Source organism: Algibacter amylolyticus, from assembly GCF_014202225.1.
Classification (GTDB): domain Bacteria; phylum Bacteroidota; class Bacteroidia; order Flavobacteriales; family Flavobacteriaceae; genus Algibacter_B; species Algibacter_B amylolyticus.
On record NZ_JACHGE010000002.1, the window covers coordinates 557,817 to 576,819 of the forward strand.

At 34.1% G+C, this 19,003-nt stretch carries 12 protein-coding genes; 8 read left to right on the top strand and 4 right to left on the bottom strand.

Translation table 11 applies throughout. The features are described from left to right. The first annotated feature begins 40 nt into the window (after nucleotides 1–40). The 8 genes from HNQ90_RS07300 to HNQ90_RS07335 all read left to right on the top strand — a co-directional run bounded on the left by HNQ90_RS07300 (nucleotide 41) and on the right by HNQ90_RS07335 (nucleotide 12,474). The gene (locus HNQ90_RS07300) at nucleotides 41–1,588 is read left to right on the top strand and encodes an alpha-L-fucosidase (RefSeq protein WP_144117211.1); all 1,548 of its coding nucleotides are present in this window, start codon (nucleotides 41–43) and stop codon (nucleotides 1,586–1,588) included. Nucleotides 1,589–1,907: 319 nt separating this feature from the next. Continuing rightward, entirely contained in the window at nucleotides 1,908–4,280 is a 2,373-nt protein-coding gene (locus HNQ90_RS07305; RefSeq protein WP_144117213.1) for a glycoside hydrolase family 3 N-terminal domain-containing protein, read from the top strand. A 1-nt stretch (nucleotide 4,281) separates the two neighbouring features. Continuing rightward, nucleotides 4,282–5,688 (top strand): sulfatase-like hydrolase/transferase, encoded by a 1,407-nt coding sequence (locus HNQ90_RS07310; RefSeq protein ID WP_144117215.1) that lies wholly within the window; start codon nucleotides 4,282–4,284, stop codon nucleotides 5,686–5,688. Between the two features lie 35 nt (nucleotides 5,689–5,723). After that, the gene (locus tag HNQ90_RS07315; protein WP_144117217.1) at nucleotides 5,724–7,235 is read left to right on the top strand and encodes a sulfatase family protein; all 1,512 of its coding nucleotides are present in this window, start codon (nucleotides 5,724–5,726) and stop codon (nucleotides 7,233–7,235) included. Between the two features lie 34 nt (nucleotides 7,236–7,269). Beyond that, nucleotides 7,270–8,679 carry a 3-keto-disaccharide hydrolase gene (locus HNQ90_RS07320; RefSeq protein ID WP_206669651.1) on the top strand — a complete coding sequence of 470 codons (1,410 nt, stop codon included), beginning with the start codon at nucleotides 7,270–7,272 and terminating at the stop codon, nucleotides 8,677–8,679. Between the two features lie 14 nt (nucleotides 8,680–8,693). Continuing rightward, the gene (locus tag HNQ90_RS07325; RefSeq protein ID WP_144117219.1) at nucleotides 8,694–10,013 is read left to right on the top strand and encodes a Gfo/Idh/MocA family protein; all 1,320 of its coding nucleotides are present in this window, start codon (nucleotides 8,694–8,696) and stop codon (nucleotides 10,011–10,013) included. 4 nt (nucleotides 10,014–10,017) lie between these two features. Continuing rightward, nucleotides 10,018–11,199 (top strand): Gfo/Idh/MocA family protein, encoded by a 1,182-nt coding sequence (locus tag HNQ90_RS07330; protein ID WP_144117221.1) that lies wholly within the window; start codon nucleotides 10,018–10,020, stop codon nucleotides 11,197–11,199. Nucleotides 11,200–11,304: 105 nt separating this feature from the next. Then, a complete protein-coding gene (locus HNQ90_RS07335) occupies nucleotides 11,305–12,474 on the top strand; it encodes a cytochrome-c peroxidase (protein WP_144117222.1) in 1,170 nt (389 codons plus the stop codon). An 82-nt stretch (nucleotides 12,475–12,556) separates the two neighbouring features. Here HNQ90_RS07335 and HNQ90_RS07340 read toward each other — a convergent pair whose 3' ends face one another. From HNQ90_RS07340 to HNQ90_RS07355, 4 genes are all read right to left on the bottom strand, one after another. Next, complete coding sequence (locus HNQ90_RS07340; protein WP_144117224.1) at nucleotides 12,557–14,716, bottom strand: T9SS type A sorting domain-containing protein; 2,160 nt, start codon at nucleotides 14,714–14,716, stop codon at nucleotides 12,557–12,559. Between the two features lie 157 nt (nucleotides 14,717–14,873). Continuing rightward, the gene (locus HNQ90_RS07345) at nucleotides 14,874–16,079 is read right to left on the bottom strand and encodes a carboxypeptidase-like regulatory domain-containing protein (protein WP_144117226.1); all 1,206 of its coding nucleotides are present in this window, start codon (nucleotides 16,077–16,079) and stop codon (nucleotides 14,874–14,876) included. Nucleotides 16,080–16,187: 108 nt separating this feature from the next. Beyond that, nucleotides 16,188–17,744 carry a sulfatase family protein gene (locus HNQ90_RS07350; RefSeq protein ID WP_144117228.1) on the bottom strand — a complete coding sequence of 519 codons (1,557 nt, stop codon included), beginning with the start codon at nucleotides 17,742–17,744 and terminating at the stop codon, nucleotides 16,188–16,190. Nucleotides 17,745–17,749: 5 nt separating this feature from the next. After that, complete coding sequence (locus tag HNQ90_RS07355; protein WP_144117230.1) at nucleotides 17,750–19,003, bottom strand: glycoside hydrolase family 117 protein; 1,254 nt, start codon at nucleotides 19,001–19,003, stop codon at nucleotides 17,750–17,752.

A 19,003-nucleotide genomic window follows, 5' to 3' on the forward strand; every position in this document is an offset into this window, starting at 1 on the left:
ATTTTAAAAAAACCGAAAACCAATTAACAATTTAGTAAATATGAATTTTAGAATATATAAGTTGTTCACCTATTTGTTATGTTCGATAGTTATTTTATCATGTAACAACGACAAAAAAAACAGCAAAGAAGTTGTACAAACCCAAAAACCAGTTTTTGAGGCAAATTGGGAATCGATAAAAGCCAATTATAAAGACCCAGAATGGTTTAATCAAAAAAAATTCGGAATTTTTATTCACTGGGGAGCGTATAGCGTGCCTGCATACGGTTCAGAATGGTATCCAAGACAAATGTATATGGATACGGCTAACTTTAATGCGCAGTTAAATACAGGCCGAAAAGGACCTTCTAAAGAGTATTTACATCACAAAAAAGAATGGGGAGATCAAAAAGATTTCGGTTATAAGGATTTCATTCCTATGTTTAAAGGAGAAAAATTTGATGCCAACCAATGGATCGATTTATTTAAAGAAGCTGGTGCAAAATATGTAATACCAGTTGCAGATCATCACGATGGTTTTGCCATGTACAAATCGAACACTACAAGATGGAATGCTTACGATATGGGACCTAAACGTGATGTTTTAGGTGAGCTTTTTAAAGCAGGAAGAAGTAAAGACATGATTATGGGAGCATCTTCTCACTTTGCGTTTAACTGGTCTTTCTACAATAAAAAAGATCATTTTGATACTACAGATCCTGAATATGCAGATTTATATTCTTCAAAAGGAAAAGATCTAAAAGAACCGGTTTCAGAAGAGTTTAAAGCACGTTGGTGGGACAGAACAAAAGATCTTATCGATAACTATCAACCAGATATTTTATGGTTTGATTTTTACTTAGATATTCCAGATTATGCAGACCAAAGGCCAAAATTAGCAGCTTACTATTATAATAAAGGGATTGAGTGGGGTAAAGAAGTGGTTTTACAAGATAAAAACTTCTCACACGAGGCATTTCCAGAAGGCACAGTTATTTACGATTTAGAACGAGGTAAATTACCAGGTATTAGAAAGTTACCTTGGCAAACAGATACGTCTATAGGAAAGAATTCTTGGAGTCATGTTACCAATTGGAAATCTAAAACGGCAAATGAAATAGTTGACGATTTAGTAGATATAGTAAGTAAAAACGGAAATTTATTATTGAATGTTGGTCCTAAAGCTGATGGTACTATTCCAGAGGATCAAAAAGAAATTTTACTTCAAATTGGTGGTTGGTTAAAAACAAATGGAGAAGCTATTTATGATACTAAATATTGGAAAACATTTGGAGAAGGCCCTACGGAAGTTAAAAAAGGACACCATTCTGAAGGTAATAATGAAGGCTTATCTTCTAAAGATATAAGATTTACAACTAAAGGAAATAAGTTATATGCTATTGTGCTAGATTGGCCAGAAGATGGTAGAGTTAATATTACAACTTTAGCTAAACATGCAGAATATGCCAAAGATTTAAATATTTCTAATATAGAGGTTTTAGGAAGCTCCGAAAAAATTGAATGGACACAAAACGATAAAGGTTTATTGGTAAACATGCCAAAAGAAAAGCCAACTGATTTTGCATATGTAATTGCACTTTCGTTTTAAGAATATTTGTTTTCACTAGTAGTTAGTTTTAAAAAGTGTATTTATTAATTTAAATGCGCTTTTTTGTTGTTGTAATCAATGCAAATGCAATTTATCAATACGTACAAGATTGTTTTTGTATGATATTGTTTCCGTTACAACGAAGCTTTAAACATCGTTTTTACACATTCAGGCGGCTTGATAAAATATGGATTAACGTACAATAATTCATCCGTTATACTTTTTGGAACATACGTACTCCACTTAAAATAGTTCAGTTACTACATTTGAGAGTATAATTATTTAAAATTAAATTAACAAAATAGACTTCAGTGTGTTTATGAAACAAAACCAAAATATTATAAAATCTATTTGTTTAATACTCGTATTTTTTAATCTATCCGTAATTCAATCTCAAGAAAACAAACCGTTTCTAACAGAAGAATTGAGTATTAAAGTCGATGCATTAATGGCAACCATGTCTATGGACGAAAAATTAGCGCAAATAACGGGTACGCGCCTAAGAGATATTATGGTAGATGGAAAAGTTTCCATTGAAAAATGTAGAGAACATATTCCTTATGGTATTGGTCATTTTTGTCAATTTTCTTCAGGTTTAACATTGGAGCCAGAACAATTAAGAGATTTAGTTAGAGAAGTACAGCATTATTTAATGACGGAAACCAATACTAAAATTCCAGCCATTTTTCATGAAGAAGCTATAACAGGTTTTGCAACTCAAGGAGCAACAACGTTTCCACAGCAAATAGGAGTTGGATGTTCTTGGAATCCTGAAATTGTAAAAAACAATGCGAATTCTACTGCGCAAAGCATGCGTGCTGCGGGAGCAACATTTGCGTTATCACCTATGTTAGATTTAAGTCGTACTGCACATTGGAATAGACTTGAAGAAAGTTACGGAGAAGATGCCTATTTAACTTCTAGAATGGGTGTTGCATTTATAAAAGGATTGCAGGGCAATGATTTAAAAACAGGTGTAGCAGCTACGGCTAAACATTTTGCTGGTTACGGAACGGCTAATGATAATGCTAAAGAATTATATGAGGAATATTTAATGCCTCACGAAGCGGCTTTTAAAGTTGCAGGAGCTAAAAGTGTTATGCCTTCTTATGGAAAATATAAAGCATTAGCTGTTTCAGCAAATCCAACAATGTTAGACCAAATGCTGCGTAAAGAAATTGGGTTTGATGGACTTGTTGTAAGCGATTATGGTGCGGTTAATTTAATATACAAAGGGCATAAACAAGCTAAAAATTCTGCTATGGCAGGAGCTATGGCCATAAACGCTGGTGTAGATATAGAGCTATCTTCACCAATTGCTTTTCCCTTATTACCAGATGCTATAAAAGATGGGTTAGTTACAGAAGAAACTATAAATAAGGCGGTTAAGCGATCATTAGTAATGAAAGCAAAGTTGGGCTTACTAGATAAAAACCTTAAAATAGGTAAGGATGGTCCGTTAGATTTTGATCCACCTTCTAATCGAGAATTGGCATATAAAACAGCATCACAATCTATTGTTTTATTAAAAAATAATGGTGTTCTACCTTTAAATAGTGATATCAAAAAGATAGCCTTGGTAGGGCCCAATGCATCAACATATCATTGCTTGTTAGGTGATTATACGTATCAGTCTATGATTTCTTTTTGGCATAGTACAGATTTTGATCCCACAAACCCAAAGTTAATTACATTGCTGCAAGGTCTTGAAAATAAGTTAGGAGAAAATGTAGAAATCAATGTAGAAAGAGGATGTGATTGGAGTGCGCCTTTAGAATCTAAAATAGATACGAGTGGTTTAGGAGATGATAGGTTGAGTAAATTAAAAATGCTAACGGTAAAAGGGTTGCTACAACCAGATTTACAGAAGGCAATAAAAATCTCTGAAGAAAGCGATGTTATTATTGCTGCTGTAGGTGAAAACTTGTATTTGTGTGGCGAAGGTAGAGAACGAAAAGGCATTCGATTACCTGGGGAGCAAGAAGCATTTGTCGAAAAATTAATAGCAACAGGTAAGCCGGTTATATTGGTTCTGTTTGGAGGTCGTCAACAATTAGTAAGTAAGTTTGAAGATAAATGTGCCGCTATTGTTCAAGCTTGGTTTCCTGGTGAAGAAGGCGGAAATGCTATAGCAGATATATTGGTTGGTAATGTAAATCCATCTGCCAAATTATGCGTAACCTATCCTAAAACAGAATCGCGTGCAGAAATTAATTATAAAAATGGATATGGTAATGGTGATTTGGTTCAATACCCTTTTGGTTTTGGTTTGTCTTATACCGATTATCAATACTCTAATTTGAAAATTAAATCGAAAATAGATATTAATGACGAACGTTTTTCGGTGTCATTAAAGGTGAAAAATATAGGTGATATGGACGGTACTGAAATTGTTCAACTATATATGTCTTCAATTGATAAAGCATCAACTCAAAAACCTATTCAGTTAAAAGGATTTGAAAGAGTAAAGCTAAAAGCAGGAGAAGAGAAAACATTAACCTTTAATGTTTCTCCCGAACAATTTGTGCAATATAAAAACAATAAATGGATTGTAGAATCGGGTAAATATCAACTTAAAGTCGGAGCATCTTCCACAGATATTCGGTTAGAAGGTGTTATTGAACTTAAAGGAAAAGATGTGATTCTAGAAAATGGTAGAGACGTATTTTTTACAATGAATAAAACTAAATAAAATGAAACAATTCAAGATTTTAAAATTAGTATTAGGTGCTTTTTTAATAAGCTGTTCAATATTAAATGTATCTGCACAGAAGAAAAATATTATTTTTCTTTTCGCAGATGATGCTGGGTATCACGATTTTGGTTTCCAAGGAAGTAAAACGTTTCCAACTCCAAACTTAGATAACTTAGCCTCTGAAGGTATGGTTTTTAATGAAGCCTACACTACAGATTCGGTTTGCGGACCATCTAGAGCCGGATTGTTAACCGGAATGTATCAACAGCGTTATGGTATTGAAGAAAATAATGTACCTGGATACATGAGTGATTCTTCTAAATTATTAGGTGACGAAATGGGCTTGCCTTTAGGGATTAATACGGTTGCAGATTATTTGAATCCATTAGGATACAAGTCGATTGTTTTAGGGAAATGGCATTTAGGTAATGCTGATAGATATCACCCATTAAATAGAGGTTTTGATGAGTTTTATGGTTTTAGAGGTGGTGCTAGAAGTTTCTGGCCGTTAAGCTTAAAAGCAGCTTTAGATCGCCCTGAAGATAGAATGGAAAAGGGATTTGGTTTGTTTGAAGAACCAAAAAAATATTTAACAGATGCCATTGCCGATGAGGCTTGCGATTTTATGGAACGCCATAAGGAAGATCCATTTTTTATGTATGTTTCTTTTAATGCAGTTCATTCTCCGTTGGAAGCCACCGATGAAGATTTGGCGAAAATAAAAGGTTTAACAGGAAAGCGTAAAAAGCTTGCAGCAATGACCTTGGCTCTAGATCGTGCTTGTGGTACCATTCTTAAAAAATTGAAAGCACTTGGTTTGGAAGAAAATACACTTATTGTTTTTTCTAATGATAATGGAGGTCCAGACGGAACCGAAACATCTAATCATCCACTTAGTGGTTGTAAATCTAATTTCTTAGAAGGCGGAATACGCGTGCCTTTTATTATGAAATTACCAGGAGTAATCAAACCAAAAACAGAATACAAAAAGGCGATTAGCATGTTAGATATGGTGCCAACATTTGTAAATATTGCAGGTGGTAATGCATCCGAATTAAAAGGATTAGATGGTGTAGATTTAATGCCTTTTATCACCAAGAAAAATAATAACGCACCGCACGAAAGGTTATTTTGGAAAATTGAAAATAGGGGCGTAGTACGCGAAGGTGATTGGAAACTATTGCGTTACCCAGATCGTCCGGCAGAGCTATATAACATAGCCGAAGATATTACTGAAAATAATGATTTAGCTTTAAAACACCCAAAAAAGGTGCGTGAAATGTATAAAACATTGTTTAATTGGGAAGCTGAATTAGAACGTCCTTTATGGCAATTAAAACGCATTTACGAGGTTAATGCCGTAAAACGTATTGATGAAAAAAGAAACCCAGTATTAGATAAATAAAACTTGATTTGGTAAAAGAGAAATTCAATTTAATTATGAAAAAGAACACACTATTTGTTTATTGCTATATCGTTTTTACAACGTTTGTCTTTGCTCAAGAAAAACCTAATGTTATTGTTGTTTTAGCCGATGATATTGGACTTGGAGATATTTCATATTATCGAGGAAAACATTCTAAAAATATTATTCTTGAAACACCAAATATAGATAAACTTGCAAAAGAAGGTATGGCTTTTACAGATGCGCATACACCAGCAGCATTGTGTGCACCAACGCGCTATGCAATAATGTCTGGAAATCATTGTTACAGAAGTTATGCCCCTTGGGGTGTTTGGGGTGCTTATAGGCCTTCGCCAATAGAACCAAATCAACTTACTTTAGGCAAACTCATGAAAAATGCTGGATACCAAACTTCTTTCTTTGGGAAATGGGGATTCGGGATGGATTTTGCAAGAAAAGATAACCCGAATGTCGTGTATGATTCGCCTCGTATTGAGCATGAATTGGATGTCGATATTTCTAAAGTGATAGATAAAGGTCCTGTTCAAAATGGATTTGATTATAGTTTTATGTATCCTGCAGGAATACAAGCAGAGCCTTATGCTGTGTACGAAAATGGCGTGATGATGCCTTTAAATAAAGACTCAGAAATCGTGTTAATCACCCAAGAAAAAATGAGTAAGCTTAATGTTAAACTTGATAAAAAAGAAGGCTTAGGCGATAGCTATTGGAACCCTTATAATTCAGGGAAATTATTAATAGATAAGGCGGTAGGTTTTATTGAAAATGCTTCAGACGAAGATCCTTTCTTTATGTATTATTGCTCACAGGCTGTGCATTTACCGCACACACCTTCTGAAAAAATGAATGGTACCAAAATAGCAGGCACAACACCTTCTAGTCATTTAGATATGGTGAAAGAATTAGATGTACAAATGGAAATGCTTGTTGATGCCTTGAAAAAGAAAGGTGTTTATGATAATACGTTAATCATCTTTACATCAGACAATGGTGGTTTATTAAAACCAAAAACCATCAAATCGGGACATCAATCGAACGATATTTATAGAGGAGGTAAAAATCAAATGTACGAGGGTGGACATAGAGTTCCATTTATCGCTTGGTGGCCAAGTCAAATTAAAGCAAATACAGTTTCGAATGCTCCAATTTTAGGAATAGATATTATGGCAACTTTAGCCGATATCACAAATCAAAAAATAGAAGGAAATAACGCTATGGATTCTTCAAGTTTGTTACCGCTTTTAAAAGGTGAAAACAAACAAGTTCATCCGTTTCTTATAACGCAATCGGGTACCGGTAAACAAACCATTATTATAAAAGATGGTTGGAAATTAATTATTCAGCTTGATAAAAAGGACAAAACCGATCGTAATAGAATGCCATTCGCGTTGTTTAATTTAAGTAAAAACCCTACAGAAAATGAAAAGGACAACCTCATTAAAAACCCGAAATTTAAGAATAAAGTAAATGAGTTGTTTCAATTATACAATGAGACTAGGGATAGCGGGGTAATTACAAGAGCGTAATAATTTGAATAAATAGGAATAAAACTTATTTGAAATGAGAGAATTTTTTAATTACAAATGGATGTTTTTTTTAGTGTTAATTGTCATAGGGATTAATGCAAATAATAGCTATTCTCAGTCAAACAATGAGGGCTGGAAAATGTTATTCAACGGTAAAAATCTAGATGGTTGGAAACAACTTAACGGAAAAGCAGAATACAAAGTAATAAATAACGAGATTGTTGGAATCTCTACTTTAAAAACTCCAAATAGCTTTTTATGTAGTGTTGAAGAATATTCAGATTTTATTTTAGAATTTGAAGTAATTGTTGACCCAGTAGTAAATTCTGGTGTACAATTTAGATCTAAAAGTTTAGCTGAATATAATAACGGAAGAGTGCATGGCTATCAATTTGAATTAGACCCCAGTGAAAGAGCATTTAGTGGAGGGGTTTTTGAAGAAGGAAAACGTGGTTGGCTATATCCGTTATCTTTAAATGAAAAAGGTAGAAAAGCTTATAAAAATGGAATCTGGAATACTTGCAGAATTGAGGCTATTGGTAATACAATAAAAACATGGATTAATGGAGTGCAATGTGCAAATCTGGTTGATGATGATGCTGCCTCTGGCTTTATAGCATTGCAAGTACACAGTATTGGCGGCAATAAAAGCAAAGACGGAAAACAAATAAAATGGCGAAATATTAAAATTAAAACCAACAATTTAAAAAAGGAGAGTTGGAGCCAAGACCCTCAGGTTGTCGAGCAAAGTTATTTGGTAAATACAATTACAGAAAACGAATCACGGTTAGGGTGGCGATTACTTTGGGATGGTAAAACAAATAAAGGTTGGCGAGGTGCTAAGCGCATCGATTTCCCTAAAACCGGTTGGGAAATTAAAGAGGGTGTTTTAAGTGTTCTTGCTACAGATGGAGCGGAGTCAACAGGTCCCGGAGATATTATTACAGAAGATCTATTTAGTAGTTTTGAATTAGAATTGGAGTTTAGAATTACTGAAGGTGCAAATAGCGGAATTAAGTATTTTGTAAATCCAGAACTTAATAAAGGTAAAGGATCTGCCATTGGTTGCGAGTTTCAAATTCTAGATGATAAAAATCATCCTGATGCTAAGGCGGGCGTTAATGGTAATAGAACCGTTGGTTCTCTGTATGATTTGATAACTGCTGAAGGATTAACAATTGCAGGTAGAAAAAAAGTTTTTAAAGGTGTTGGCAATTGGAACAAAGCTAGAATTGTAGTTAAAGATGGTAAGGTAGAACATTGGTTAAATAATGAAAAAGTTATAGAATACGATAGATTCTCCCAAATGTTTAAAGCACTTGTGGCATACAGCAAGTACAAAAACTGGGAAAATTTTGGACAATGGTCAGCGGGACATATTTTGTTGCAAGACCACGGAAATACAGTAAACTTCAGAAGTATTAAAATAAGAGAGTTCAATTAAATTAAATCAATAATATGGAATCGTCTAGACGAAAATTTATAAAGCAAACGGCTATGGGAACAATGGGGACTCTTATTGTTCCTCAGTTAAGTTTTGGTAAAAATATATTTAATGCAAACGAAACTATAAATGTTGCTGTTATTGGTGTAAGAAGTAGAGCCAAATCTTTAACTCAAGCTATACATAAATATGAGTATGCTAAAATTATATATACATGCGACGTTGATGATGACGTAATTGATGAACACAACATTTTTTTACAAAAGAATATTGGTTACGTGCCTAAAGTAGAAAAAGACTTTAGGAAAATTTTAGATGATAAAGATGTAGATGCTGTATTTATTGCCACACCAGAGCATTGGCATGCTCCAATGGCAATTATGGCATTACAAGCAGGTAAACATGTTTATGTTGAAAAACCATGTAGCCATAATCCTCATGAAAATGAATTATTAGTTGCTGCCCAAAGGAAATATAAAAAAATAGTTCAAATGGGTAACCAACAGCGTTCTGCTCAATCTAGTGCATTAGCTGTTAAAGAGATAAAAGAAGGTGTTATTGGTAACGTATACAAAGGCGAAGCCTATTATTCTGCGAATAGAGGTTCTATAGGGACTGGTAAATTAGTTGATGTTCCTAAAACTCTCAATTGGGATTTATGGCAAGGACCAGCACCAAGGGAAGCTTTTAGAGATAATGTACATCCTTATAATTGGCATTGGTTTAAATCTTGGGGAACTGGTGAAATCCATAATAATGGAACACATGAGATTGATATATGTCGTTGGGCATTAGGTGTCGATCTTCCAAATAAAGTAACTTCCTTTGGAGGGAAATATACATTTGATGATGATTGGCAATTTCCAGACAATCAAGAAGTAACTTACCAATATGATGATAAATTAATTACATGGACAGGACATAGCAGAGGTAAAATTCAACCTAGTCAACCAGGTCGTGGAGCATCAATTTACGGTAGCAAAGGTGTTATAACATTAAGTAGAAATAATTATAAATTGTTTGGTTTAGACGGGGAATTAATAAAAACTGTTGATGAAAAAGTTAAAAGTGAAACTACTAATACCGTTGGTGGTGGTGGTTTGGATGTCACACATATTGCTAACTTTTTTAATGCCATTCGTTTAGGGGAGAAACTAAATGCTCCTATCGAAGATGCAAGTATAAGCACCATGATGTGCCATTTGGGTAACATTGCGCAAGATGTAGGTGAAACTATTAACATCGATCCCAAAACAGGCAAAATAGAAGGTAATAAAAGAGCCATGAAAAATTGGAAAAGGGATTATGAAAAAGGATGGGAACCAAAATTATAGGTAAATGAATAGAAGAAAGTTTATACATCAAGGAGGTTTAGTTTCCTTGGGTCTTTTAGCAGGGACATCGACTCTTAAAGCTTTTCAGTTTAATGGTTTTTCTAAAGAAACTATTAATATTGGAGTTATTGGAACGGGAGGGAGAGGTATTGGTCAAACATCATTAATCAATAAAATAGAAAACCTTGAGGTAGTTGCTGTTTGCGATATTCTTCCTTTTAGGTTAAAAGAAGGACTTAAAGCCACTAAAAATACAGCAAAAGCTTATACAAAATACAATGATTTAATAAATGATAAAAATGTTGATGCCGTTTTAATTGCCACACCATTTAGTGAGCACTACAAAATGGCTATGGATGCGTTGAATGCTGATAAACATGTTTATTGTGAAAAAACTATGGCAAAAGGGTTGGTAGAATCGGAAAACCTTGTGTCTAAAGTATCAACAACCAATTTAATTTTTCAAGCCGGACATCAATATCATAGTTCAAGATTATATACTCACGTTGTTGGTATGTTGAAAGAAGATGTAATCGGCAATATAAAATCTTTTGAATGCCGATGGTATAGAAAAGGTGACTGGAGAAAACCAATACCAGAAACAAAATATGAAAAAAACGTAAATTGGAGAATGTACAGAGAATTTTCAGGTGGTTTAACGGCTGAATTAAGTTCGCATCAAATAGATTTTGTGAATTGGGTATTAGATGAAAACCCAAAGAAAATAATGGGAACAGGTGGCGTTAATTTTTGGAATGATGGAAGAGAAACATTTGATAATACGCATCTTATTTTTGAATATCCTAGTGGGGTAAAAGCCCAATTTAAGTGTCTTACAAGTAATATTCCTGGAGGCTATCAGATAAAAGTAATCGGAGATAAAGGTGTTATTACACTTACTACAAATAAAGCTTGGATAAATTATTATAAGAAACCAGAAAAAGTAAATTATGCCGATGTTGATGGTGTATCAGGTGCCACTGTTCCAAAAGATTATAATGATGAAAAGGGAACACCAATTAATGTGGTGCATTCAAATCCAAGTGAGCAAGCATTAATAGATTTTAAAGAATCTATTTTTAATAATAAACAGCCTATTTCTAATGTAGAAACGGGAGCTAATACTGCAAAGGCAGTACAATTGGCTATAGATGCTATGTTAACAGGGAAAGTACAGTATTGGTAGTTGATTTTAAAATTCAATTCAATTTATACTAGTAATTTTTCTGCTTGTATTTTTATGGATTCAGTGTTGAACTACTTTTAAAGTAACAATTTAATTTAAGTATTAATGAAACGCCATATTAACATTTATCTTATCTTTTTGATTGTTTTTAGTGGTTGTAACAATTCAACTAAAAAAAACATAAAGGAGCTCATAGAACCTGATAATGATGGTTATATCCCCTTGCCTGAAAATGTTTTAGAACCTCGAGATAATATTTCTAATCCCGATAAAGTTAAATTAGGTAAATTGCTTTTTTACGATCCTATTTTATCTGGAAATAAAGATGTGTCGTGTGCTACGTGCCATCATCCTGAATTTGGCTTTGCAGAACCTTTAGATCTTTCTATCGGTGCAAATGGTAAAGGTTTAGGTTTTACAAGGAAATTTAACGAGCCTAACCACATTCCTTTTGTAAAAAGAAATGCGCATACTATTTTAAATACGGCATTTAATGGAATAGATCTTCAAGGTATATATAGTTCAAATGACGCACCGATGTTTTGGGATAATAGAGCGGAAGGATTGGAGGCGCAAGCATTATTACCTATAGAAACATTAGAAGAAATGCGGGGTGATAAGATTTCTGAGCATGATATATTGAATGTTGTTGTAGCGCGATTAAAAGAAATTCCAGAATATGTTACTTTATTCGAAAAGGCATTTAAGAGTAATAATGCTATTGATAAAGTTAATTTAGGGAAAGCTATTGCGGCGTTTGAAAGAACGTTAATTACACCAAATTCAAGGTTTGATAAGTATGTTCAAGGTGATGAAAACGCTTTGTCTATGGCTGAAAAAGATGGTTTCGAATTATTTAAAGCAACCAAATGCAATTTATGCCATAACGGGCCTATGTTTTCTGATTATAAAACTCATATTTTAGGTGTTGTAGATAATGAGAAATTACTGTTCTCCGATGGTGGAGTAGATAGTACCTACGCTTTTAGAACACCAAGTTTAAGAAATTTGAGATATACAGCGCCTTACATGCACAATGGTAAATTAAAAGATTTACAGGCCGTTTTAGAGTTTTATGAGGATATTTCTAACGGACCTTCTAAAAACAATCATGTTCCAACAAAACATATCGATTCTTTAGCTAAGCAAGTCAATATAAAGGTTATGGACATGAGCTTAATTATTTCATTTTTGAATAGTTTAAATTCCGAAGATTTTGATAAAGACATACCAGAACAAGTTCCAAGTGGACTTCCGGTAGGAGGTGATATATAAGATGTTTATCGTTTTCTTATTGTTGAAATATCATTTAAAACTAGGGTTACCATTTAGCAACCCTAATTGTAAACTTTATCATTTATTTCTTTATAAACTTAGAATTAAATGAAGCACCATCTCTAGATTTTACTCTAATAATATATGTTCCGGTAACTAAATTTTCTATAGGCATTACAAATGTTGAATTATTTAAGTTTCCTTTTACCTCAGTACTTTTAACAAGAGCTCCAAGCAGCGAATAAACGTCTATGGAACCAGTTGTAAAGTTATTTGGTAATATGATGTTTAAGTTATCACGAACCGGATTAGGAAATAATTCTAGTTTCAATAATTCGTTATCGGTTGTGCTTAAAGCTTCGCCAGTGTCTTCTATGGCATTTACGCCAGCAGTCCATTGTGTACCTAATCTTTCATAAGCGCCAATATCTGGAGCAGTTCCTTTATAAGTTGTTGTAAAACTAGATATAAACCTTCCTGCGTCTAATACTGAGCTTCCAGCAGCAGGCATAAAGTTTTGGTTGTTTGCATCTTCAAAAGGCGAAGTATTTGTTATTATATTATCCTGAATATCGAAATCTGTAGCAGTTTCAGTAAACCAATTACCAGTGTTTGCAAAATTATTATAAATCTTATTATTTTCTTGAGTGTAACCATTTACCCAGGAGTCCATGGCGCGTTCTGCATTCCAAATAGTATTATGATAAAAGTCTAAATTTGTATTATTCCAATTTACTTGATATCCACTCCAAGATACATTCCAAATAACATTGTGATGAACCGAGTAACCTTTACTATTATTATCTAAATAGATTCCTGCCGCTTTACCTGGATCGTTTGGATTATGTGAATAAGATGGCGCAGTAGCATCATGAAACCAATTATGATGGATTTCATTATTCTTTAAAGACGCATTTCCAACGGTATAAAATACACCAGAATCACTATTTATTTTTTGTGAAGCAGAAACGTCGTTATAGCCAATTTCGCAATTAGAACCAGATACATACATTCCGTCTCTACCTGCATTGGTTATGGTGTTTTTTAATATTTTCATATCGTTACCACTCGCTCTTAATGGAGAAGCGTGAATGCCAATGTAGTCTATATTGCTAATGTAATTGCCTTCAATAGTACAATTTGAGGCAGCCCAACCCGCTATAACAATACCACTTACAGAACTATGGTTTACAGTACAGCCTTTTATTAAGGTATTATCTCCAAGAACTTCAAGTGCTGCTTCACCAACTTGAGCAGATGTATTTGTTAAACTATCATGACCTTCACTACCGTGAATTATAGAACAATTTAGAATTTGGTTATTGTCTGCATTATTATGAATTTTTACACTCCCTCCAAAAAAGTTTAAACCTTCTAGCTTAATGTAATCGCCTTTTAATTCTGCGGCAAATTTAGATGCAGCATATTCAACGCTACCATTGGCAGGCATAGTTCCATCTGCAGTTTGAAGATAAAGTGTATTAGTTGTCTGGTCATAAAACCATTCGTTAGCATAATCTAGAGCTTCCAATTTATTAAATAAGTATAATTGTCCTCTATTATTTCCTGGGTTATTTCTCCAAACGGTTGGATTATGTGGTGTAAAAGGCCATTTTGTAATATCAACCTCAGTATAGTCTATTCTACTGGTTGTGCTAGCAGTTATTGTCCGTGTCCAACTTGCTCCAGAATGCGCGCCTAGGTAATATACCATGCCACCAGTCCAATCAATATTAGGTAAATTACTTGCTGTAAAATGAGATCCGTCTCCGCCTGTTACAGGTGTGCAATCTATAGTCCAACGGTTATTATCTGTATTATTTGGCCATCTTGCCAAATCCATATATTCATTGTTGTGATATACGGCTCTAAAGCGGCTTTCAATGGCCATATTTACTGTGGCTTTGTAAATGTTTCCGCTATGTGCTTGCCAACCATTTACTTTATTGGTGGCTCTAATTTCAACATCTTCACCATCGGCAGCTTTAAAGGTTAAATAATTGCTAGAAGTTCCGTTTTTGTTGATTGTAAGTGCGTCTTCATAAACACCACCTCTAATAATACAAACATCACCTGCAGACATAACAGATATCGCCTTATTGAAGGTTTTGTAGGGATTGCTTATAGTTCCGTTTCCTGATGTGTCGTTGCCATTTGTAGCAACATAAATATCATTAGCGAAACTTATAGTGCTCGATAATAAAAAAAAGAGATAGAAATAAGCTTGAGTAATTTTATGCATAGTGATTAATTTAGATTTAACTCAAAATTAAATAAGACTAGGACTGAGCAGTATGCTCTATCTCTTTTTTTGTAAAACAAATGGTTAAAAAGACTAGAACATAACAGTCAATTAAAACAGTTGTGTTTTATTCTTTTTTAACTAAGAAATCAAGTTGCTATTTATTAACTAATTCAAACTGCTTTTCTAAAGAAACACCATAATTACTTTCTAGCTCACTTTTAATTTTTTTATAGAATTTAGTGTCTGGCGGCATACTTAGGTTTCTCCAAAATTGAGGATGATAGGGTAGGTCTAGAGATCCCATATCGGTGTCATCGCCAAAACTTTTTATTCTAATTTTCTTTTTGTCAATTTCAATATTATAAACAAAAGCTTCAAGACGGTAACTCATTTTTTCTGCTTCTGTGTTCCAATATTGCTCAGGAATCATATCTCTTTGAAAGCCCCATTCGTTGGCATAATAACTTAAATATAACTTTCCGTTTTGGTGCTTCTGATAAATATAAAGCGCCTTTTGTTTTTCTATTCTATAAACACTGTAAGTGTCTATGCCGATATATAGCTTTATTTTATTCCATTGCTTTTTACCTGTACCTTCGAGTATAAGTACATCTTCACCTTCATAAGATGAATCGCCTATTTTCTTCCAAGTAAATTTCTTTAAGTTTGGTTGTTTTTCCGATGGTCTTAAAGGATTTCCATTTGCCATATGATTAATAGAGTGTGTCCATTGCACACGTTTCCAAATTCTATAATCTGCAGATTTTCTAGCTTCAGCCACTTCAACGACTCCTAAAGGATATGCTGGTCCGCGATCTCTAATTTTTATATAGTTTTCCACAAGAAATTTAGATCTGCCGCCTTCGGTTGCTGCTCTTCTGTAAAGCATCTCTATTTTATGAGGTGTACTTATCGTATTTTCTTTTAAACTTTTTTGTGCGTTTAAAACATATTCTAACGGATTTAGAAGTTTAATCTCATCCATTTCGAAAACACTTTCAACTAAAACAATTTTCTTTTCTTCTTGGTTTAGATAATCTTCAACCTTAATTTTAATAGTATCGTACCCTAAACAGGAAATGGAAAGACTATCTTGTAGTTCGCCTTTTGTTACCAACATTGAAAACTCACCATCTTCTGTACTGGAAGTTCCTAAATATTTTTCAACTATTCCAACAGCGGCATAGGGCACAGGGAAGTTTGTTTCATCTAAAATAATTCCATCAATTTCAACTTTGCCTTCTTGAGATTGACCAATAGTTGGAGTTAGAAAAAAGAGTGTTATTATTAAAAGCGGAAAAAGATTCTTTAAAATTGTATTAAAAATGTTATCATTTTGAGCGTGTGTAATGTATACCATAGTTTATATTTTTATCAGAAATAAGTTGTTCTGTAAAAATATAAATGAGGTTCGCTTTGCGGCATAACAAATGTCTATTAGTTTACCACATATAGTTTCTGGTGATTCTTAATAAAAATCCCAGAAATCGTATTTTTCACCTGGGATGTTCTCTTTTTTATCCCCAATTTCAATGGCTTTTGCTTTCATTTCTAAGCGCATTTCTGCAATAATTTCTTTGTTTTCAGGGAAGAAAGACAAGTCTTGTGTTTCCCACGGATCTTTTTTAATATTGAATAATTGCGTAACTCTAGAACCCGCAATAGATGCTCCGTTTTTATTTGAAAAATCGTTAGCTCTTACATATTCAATTAATTTATAATCTCCTTTTCTGAAAGCTCTTTGGAACTGCCTGTAAGCATGATAAGTTGAGTTTCTAACTTGGTTTACCTCATTTTTTATTACTGGTGTTAGACTTTTTCCAGAAATAGAAGCAGGGATTGGAACCTGCACAAAATCGCAAATTGTGGGGTAAATATCATGTATGTAAGATAAAGCGTTAAAGCGCGTTCCTTTGTTTTTTATTAAGTTTCCTGAAAAAATTAAAGGAACATGAATACCATCTTCATCATAGATGTTTTGTTTTCCCATTAAGCCATGATTTCCAACAGCTAAACCACTATCTCCAGAAAATACAATTAGTGTGTTTTCGTATTGCCCACTTTCTTTTAGAGCAGTTATTACTTTACCAATTTGCACATCTAAATGGGTTATTATGGCATAATAATCTGCTAATTGTTGTTTTGCAACCTCAGTAGTTCTTGGCCATGGCGCTAATTCTTCATCACGCAAAAACATATGTCCATTATCAAAAGGATGTTGTGGCATATAAGATGGCGGTAATGTTATATCTTCGGCAGGATACATGTCTTTATATTTCTGTGGCGCTTGGCGCGGATCGTGAGGCGCATGAAAAGCTAAATACATCATAAAAGGTTTTTTACTTTTATAAGTATTAAAATAGTTGGAAGCTTCATTTGCTATAACCTCAGAGGTATGCGGGCCGTTTTCTTCTGTTCCGGTTGGTCCTCTTTTGGCATCCTTTGGAACGGGTTTACGAATAATGTTTCCACGATAGTCATAACCCAAAAGGTAGGCATCTTCTTTTTTAAATGCGCCTGCTTTATCCCAATCGTAAAACGGCATTCTAAAATGATCTACAAGATAAAGACCTCTTCCCATTATTTTATCTCCCGATGTAAAACTACGTTTTAGCGATTCGCCATCTTGATGCCATTTGCCAATAATATGAGTGTTGTAACCTTCCTTTTGAAAGGTTTCTCCAATGGTTTTACTTTTTTCCAGAATTTTATGCCCAGCACCACCTAATTCAAATAAATTGGATCCAGTGAGTAACATCGCTCTACTTGCTACGCAGGTTGCTCCTGTAAAAGCGCCCATTAAATAGGTGTTATCAAACGTTACTCCATCTGCAGCCAAAAGGTCTATGTTGGGCGTTTTAACATCCATACCGCCTAAGGCATGAACACCAGAGTAGCGATGGTCGTCTGTGAAAATGACTAGTACATTTGGTTTTTTACTACTTTTTTGTCCAAATGAAAAGATAGAACATAGCATAAATAATGCAACAGAAGACTGTTTGAAATAAGAATAGAGCTTAGCCATGAATTCTAGTTGTTTTGTAATTTTTGGTTTTCTTCGTGTATTCTCGCTTTTTGTTTAGGATTTAAACCTTGCTTAAAAAAAACTTCTGGACTATGATAAACATGATGTTTTTTCATAGCAGGATCATTAACATCTAAACTTAAATCACAATCAAAACGCGCTAAAATAGCATGATTTGTAGCCCAACCATTATAACTTGTAAAATGAGAAATACCCCAAGTAATACCACGACCATCTTTAGTATCTGTAAAAGCGTCTGGAATATATGGGCCAGCCGCAGCAGGCATTAATTCTACTAAAGAAGCAATTTCAAAATCAACACCGTCTTTAGAAAACTGAATGGTGTTATGCTCGTTTCCATCTCTAATAGTTAAAGCTGCAATACCTTTTTTAAAAGGGAAAAGTGTAGTTTCATGTCCTGAGGTTAAAACGGGATTTAAAGGGTTTTTTGTAAACGGACCAAACGGACTTTCGGCTGTTGCTAAACCTTGCATTCTCACTAGGTTTGGTTTTCCGTTCATATCAGATTTGTAATACAAGTATATTTTACCTTTATAAACTAAAGGGTATGGATCGTGAATTGAGTATTGATCCCAAGTGTCTTTAGGTCCATTTGGAATTACAATTTCATTAGTTGCAGTCCAAGGACCATCAGGAGAATCGGAATAAGACATTAAAACCGGACAATCGTCACCACGTAAACCACTGGCTTCACTAAATCCTTGGTAGTACATATAATATTTTCCTTCCCATTTTAAAATATCTGCTGTAGATACCGAACGATGCCCTAAATTTGGTTTTGGTGGGCGAGGTATAGCGACACCTTGTTCTTCCCAAGTAAAACCATCGGTACTGGTAGCGTACCATATTTCGGATAAATCCCAATCTGCAGATGGTATGGTTTCTGTACTCAATTTAGCGCCTTTTGGAGGGGTTTCCGTTTGCCTGTGTGTATACCAAACATAATATTTTCCGTTTTCAAAAATCACTTTAGAGGGATCTCTTCGGCTTATAGTTCCATCATGATTACTGTAATCTAAACCTTTTATTTCTGTATATTTAAATTGCGTGTAAAGCTCGTTATCTTCTGGTCTTGGTGCCATGTAATTGTCGTAATTACGCTCCATAGCTCTGCTTAGTGGTTGGTTGGGTTTTTCTTTTGGTAATTTAAAAGGAAAACTTTGCGAGGTGACTTGGCAGGAATTGAAAAATAGGCTTGATGTTAATGCTACGAGTAAAAGGGTTTTATATGTTTTCAT

Bases quoted from the DNA above. Each gene is read 5' to 3' on its own strand.
- HNQ90_RS07300 (WP_144117211.1), top strand. From the start codon at position 41: ATGAATTTTAGAATATATAAGTTGTTCACCTATTTGTTATGTTCGATA.
- HNQ90_RS07305 (WP_144117213.1), top strand. From the start codon at position 1,908: ATGAAACAAAACCAAAATATTATAAAATCTATTTGTTTAATACTCGTA.
- HNQ90_RS07310 (WP_144117215.1), top strand. From the start codon at position 4,282: ATGAAACAATTCAAGATTTTAAAATTAGTATTAGGTGCTTTTTTAATA.
- HNQ90_RS07315 (WP_144117217.1), top strand. From the start codon at position 5,724: ATGAAAAAGAACACACTATTTGTTTATTGCTATATCGTTTTTACAACG.
- HNQ90_RS07320 (WP_206669651.1), top strand. From the start codon at position 7,270: ATGAGAGAATTTTTTAATTACAAATGGATGTTTTTTTTAGTGTTAATT.
- HNQ90_RS07325 (WP_144117219.1), top strand. From the start codon at position 8,694: ATGGAATCGTCTAGACGAAAATTTATAAAGCAAACGGCTATGGGAACA.
- HNQ90_RS07330 (WP_144117221.1), top strand. From the start codon at position 10,018: ATGAATAGAAGAAAGTTTATACATCAAGGAGGTTTAGTTTCCTTGGGT.
- HNQ90_RS07335 (WP_144117222.1), top strand. From the start codon at position 11,305: ATGAAACGCCATATTAACATTTATCTTATCTTTTTGATTGTTTTTAGT.
- HNQ90_RS07340 (WP_144117224.1), bottom strand. From the start codon at position 14,716: ATGCATAAAATTACTCAAGCTTATTTCTATCTCTTTTTTTTATTATCG.
- HNQ90_RS07345 (WP_144117226.1), bottom strand. From the start codon at position 16,079: ATGGTATACATTACACACGCTCAAAATGATAACATTTTTAATACAATT.
- HNQ90_RS07350 (WP_144117228.1), bottom strand. From the start codon at position 17,744: ATGGCTAAGCTCTATTCTTATTTCAAACAGTCTTCTGTTGCATTATTT.
- HNQ90_RS07355 (WP_144117230.1), bottom strand. From the start codon at position 19,003: ATGAAAACATATAAAACCCTTTTACTCGTAGCATTAACATCAAGCCTA.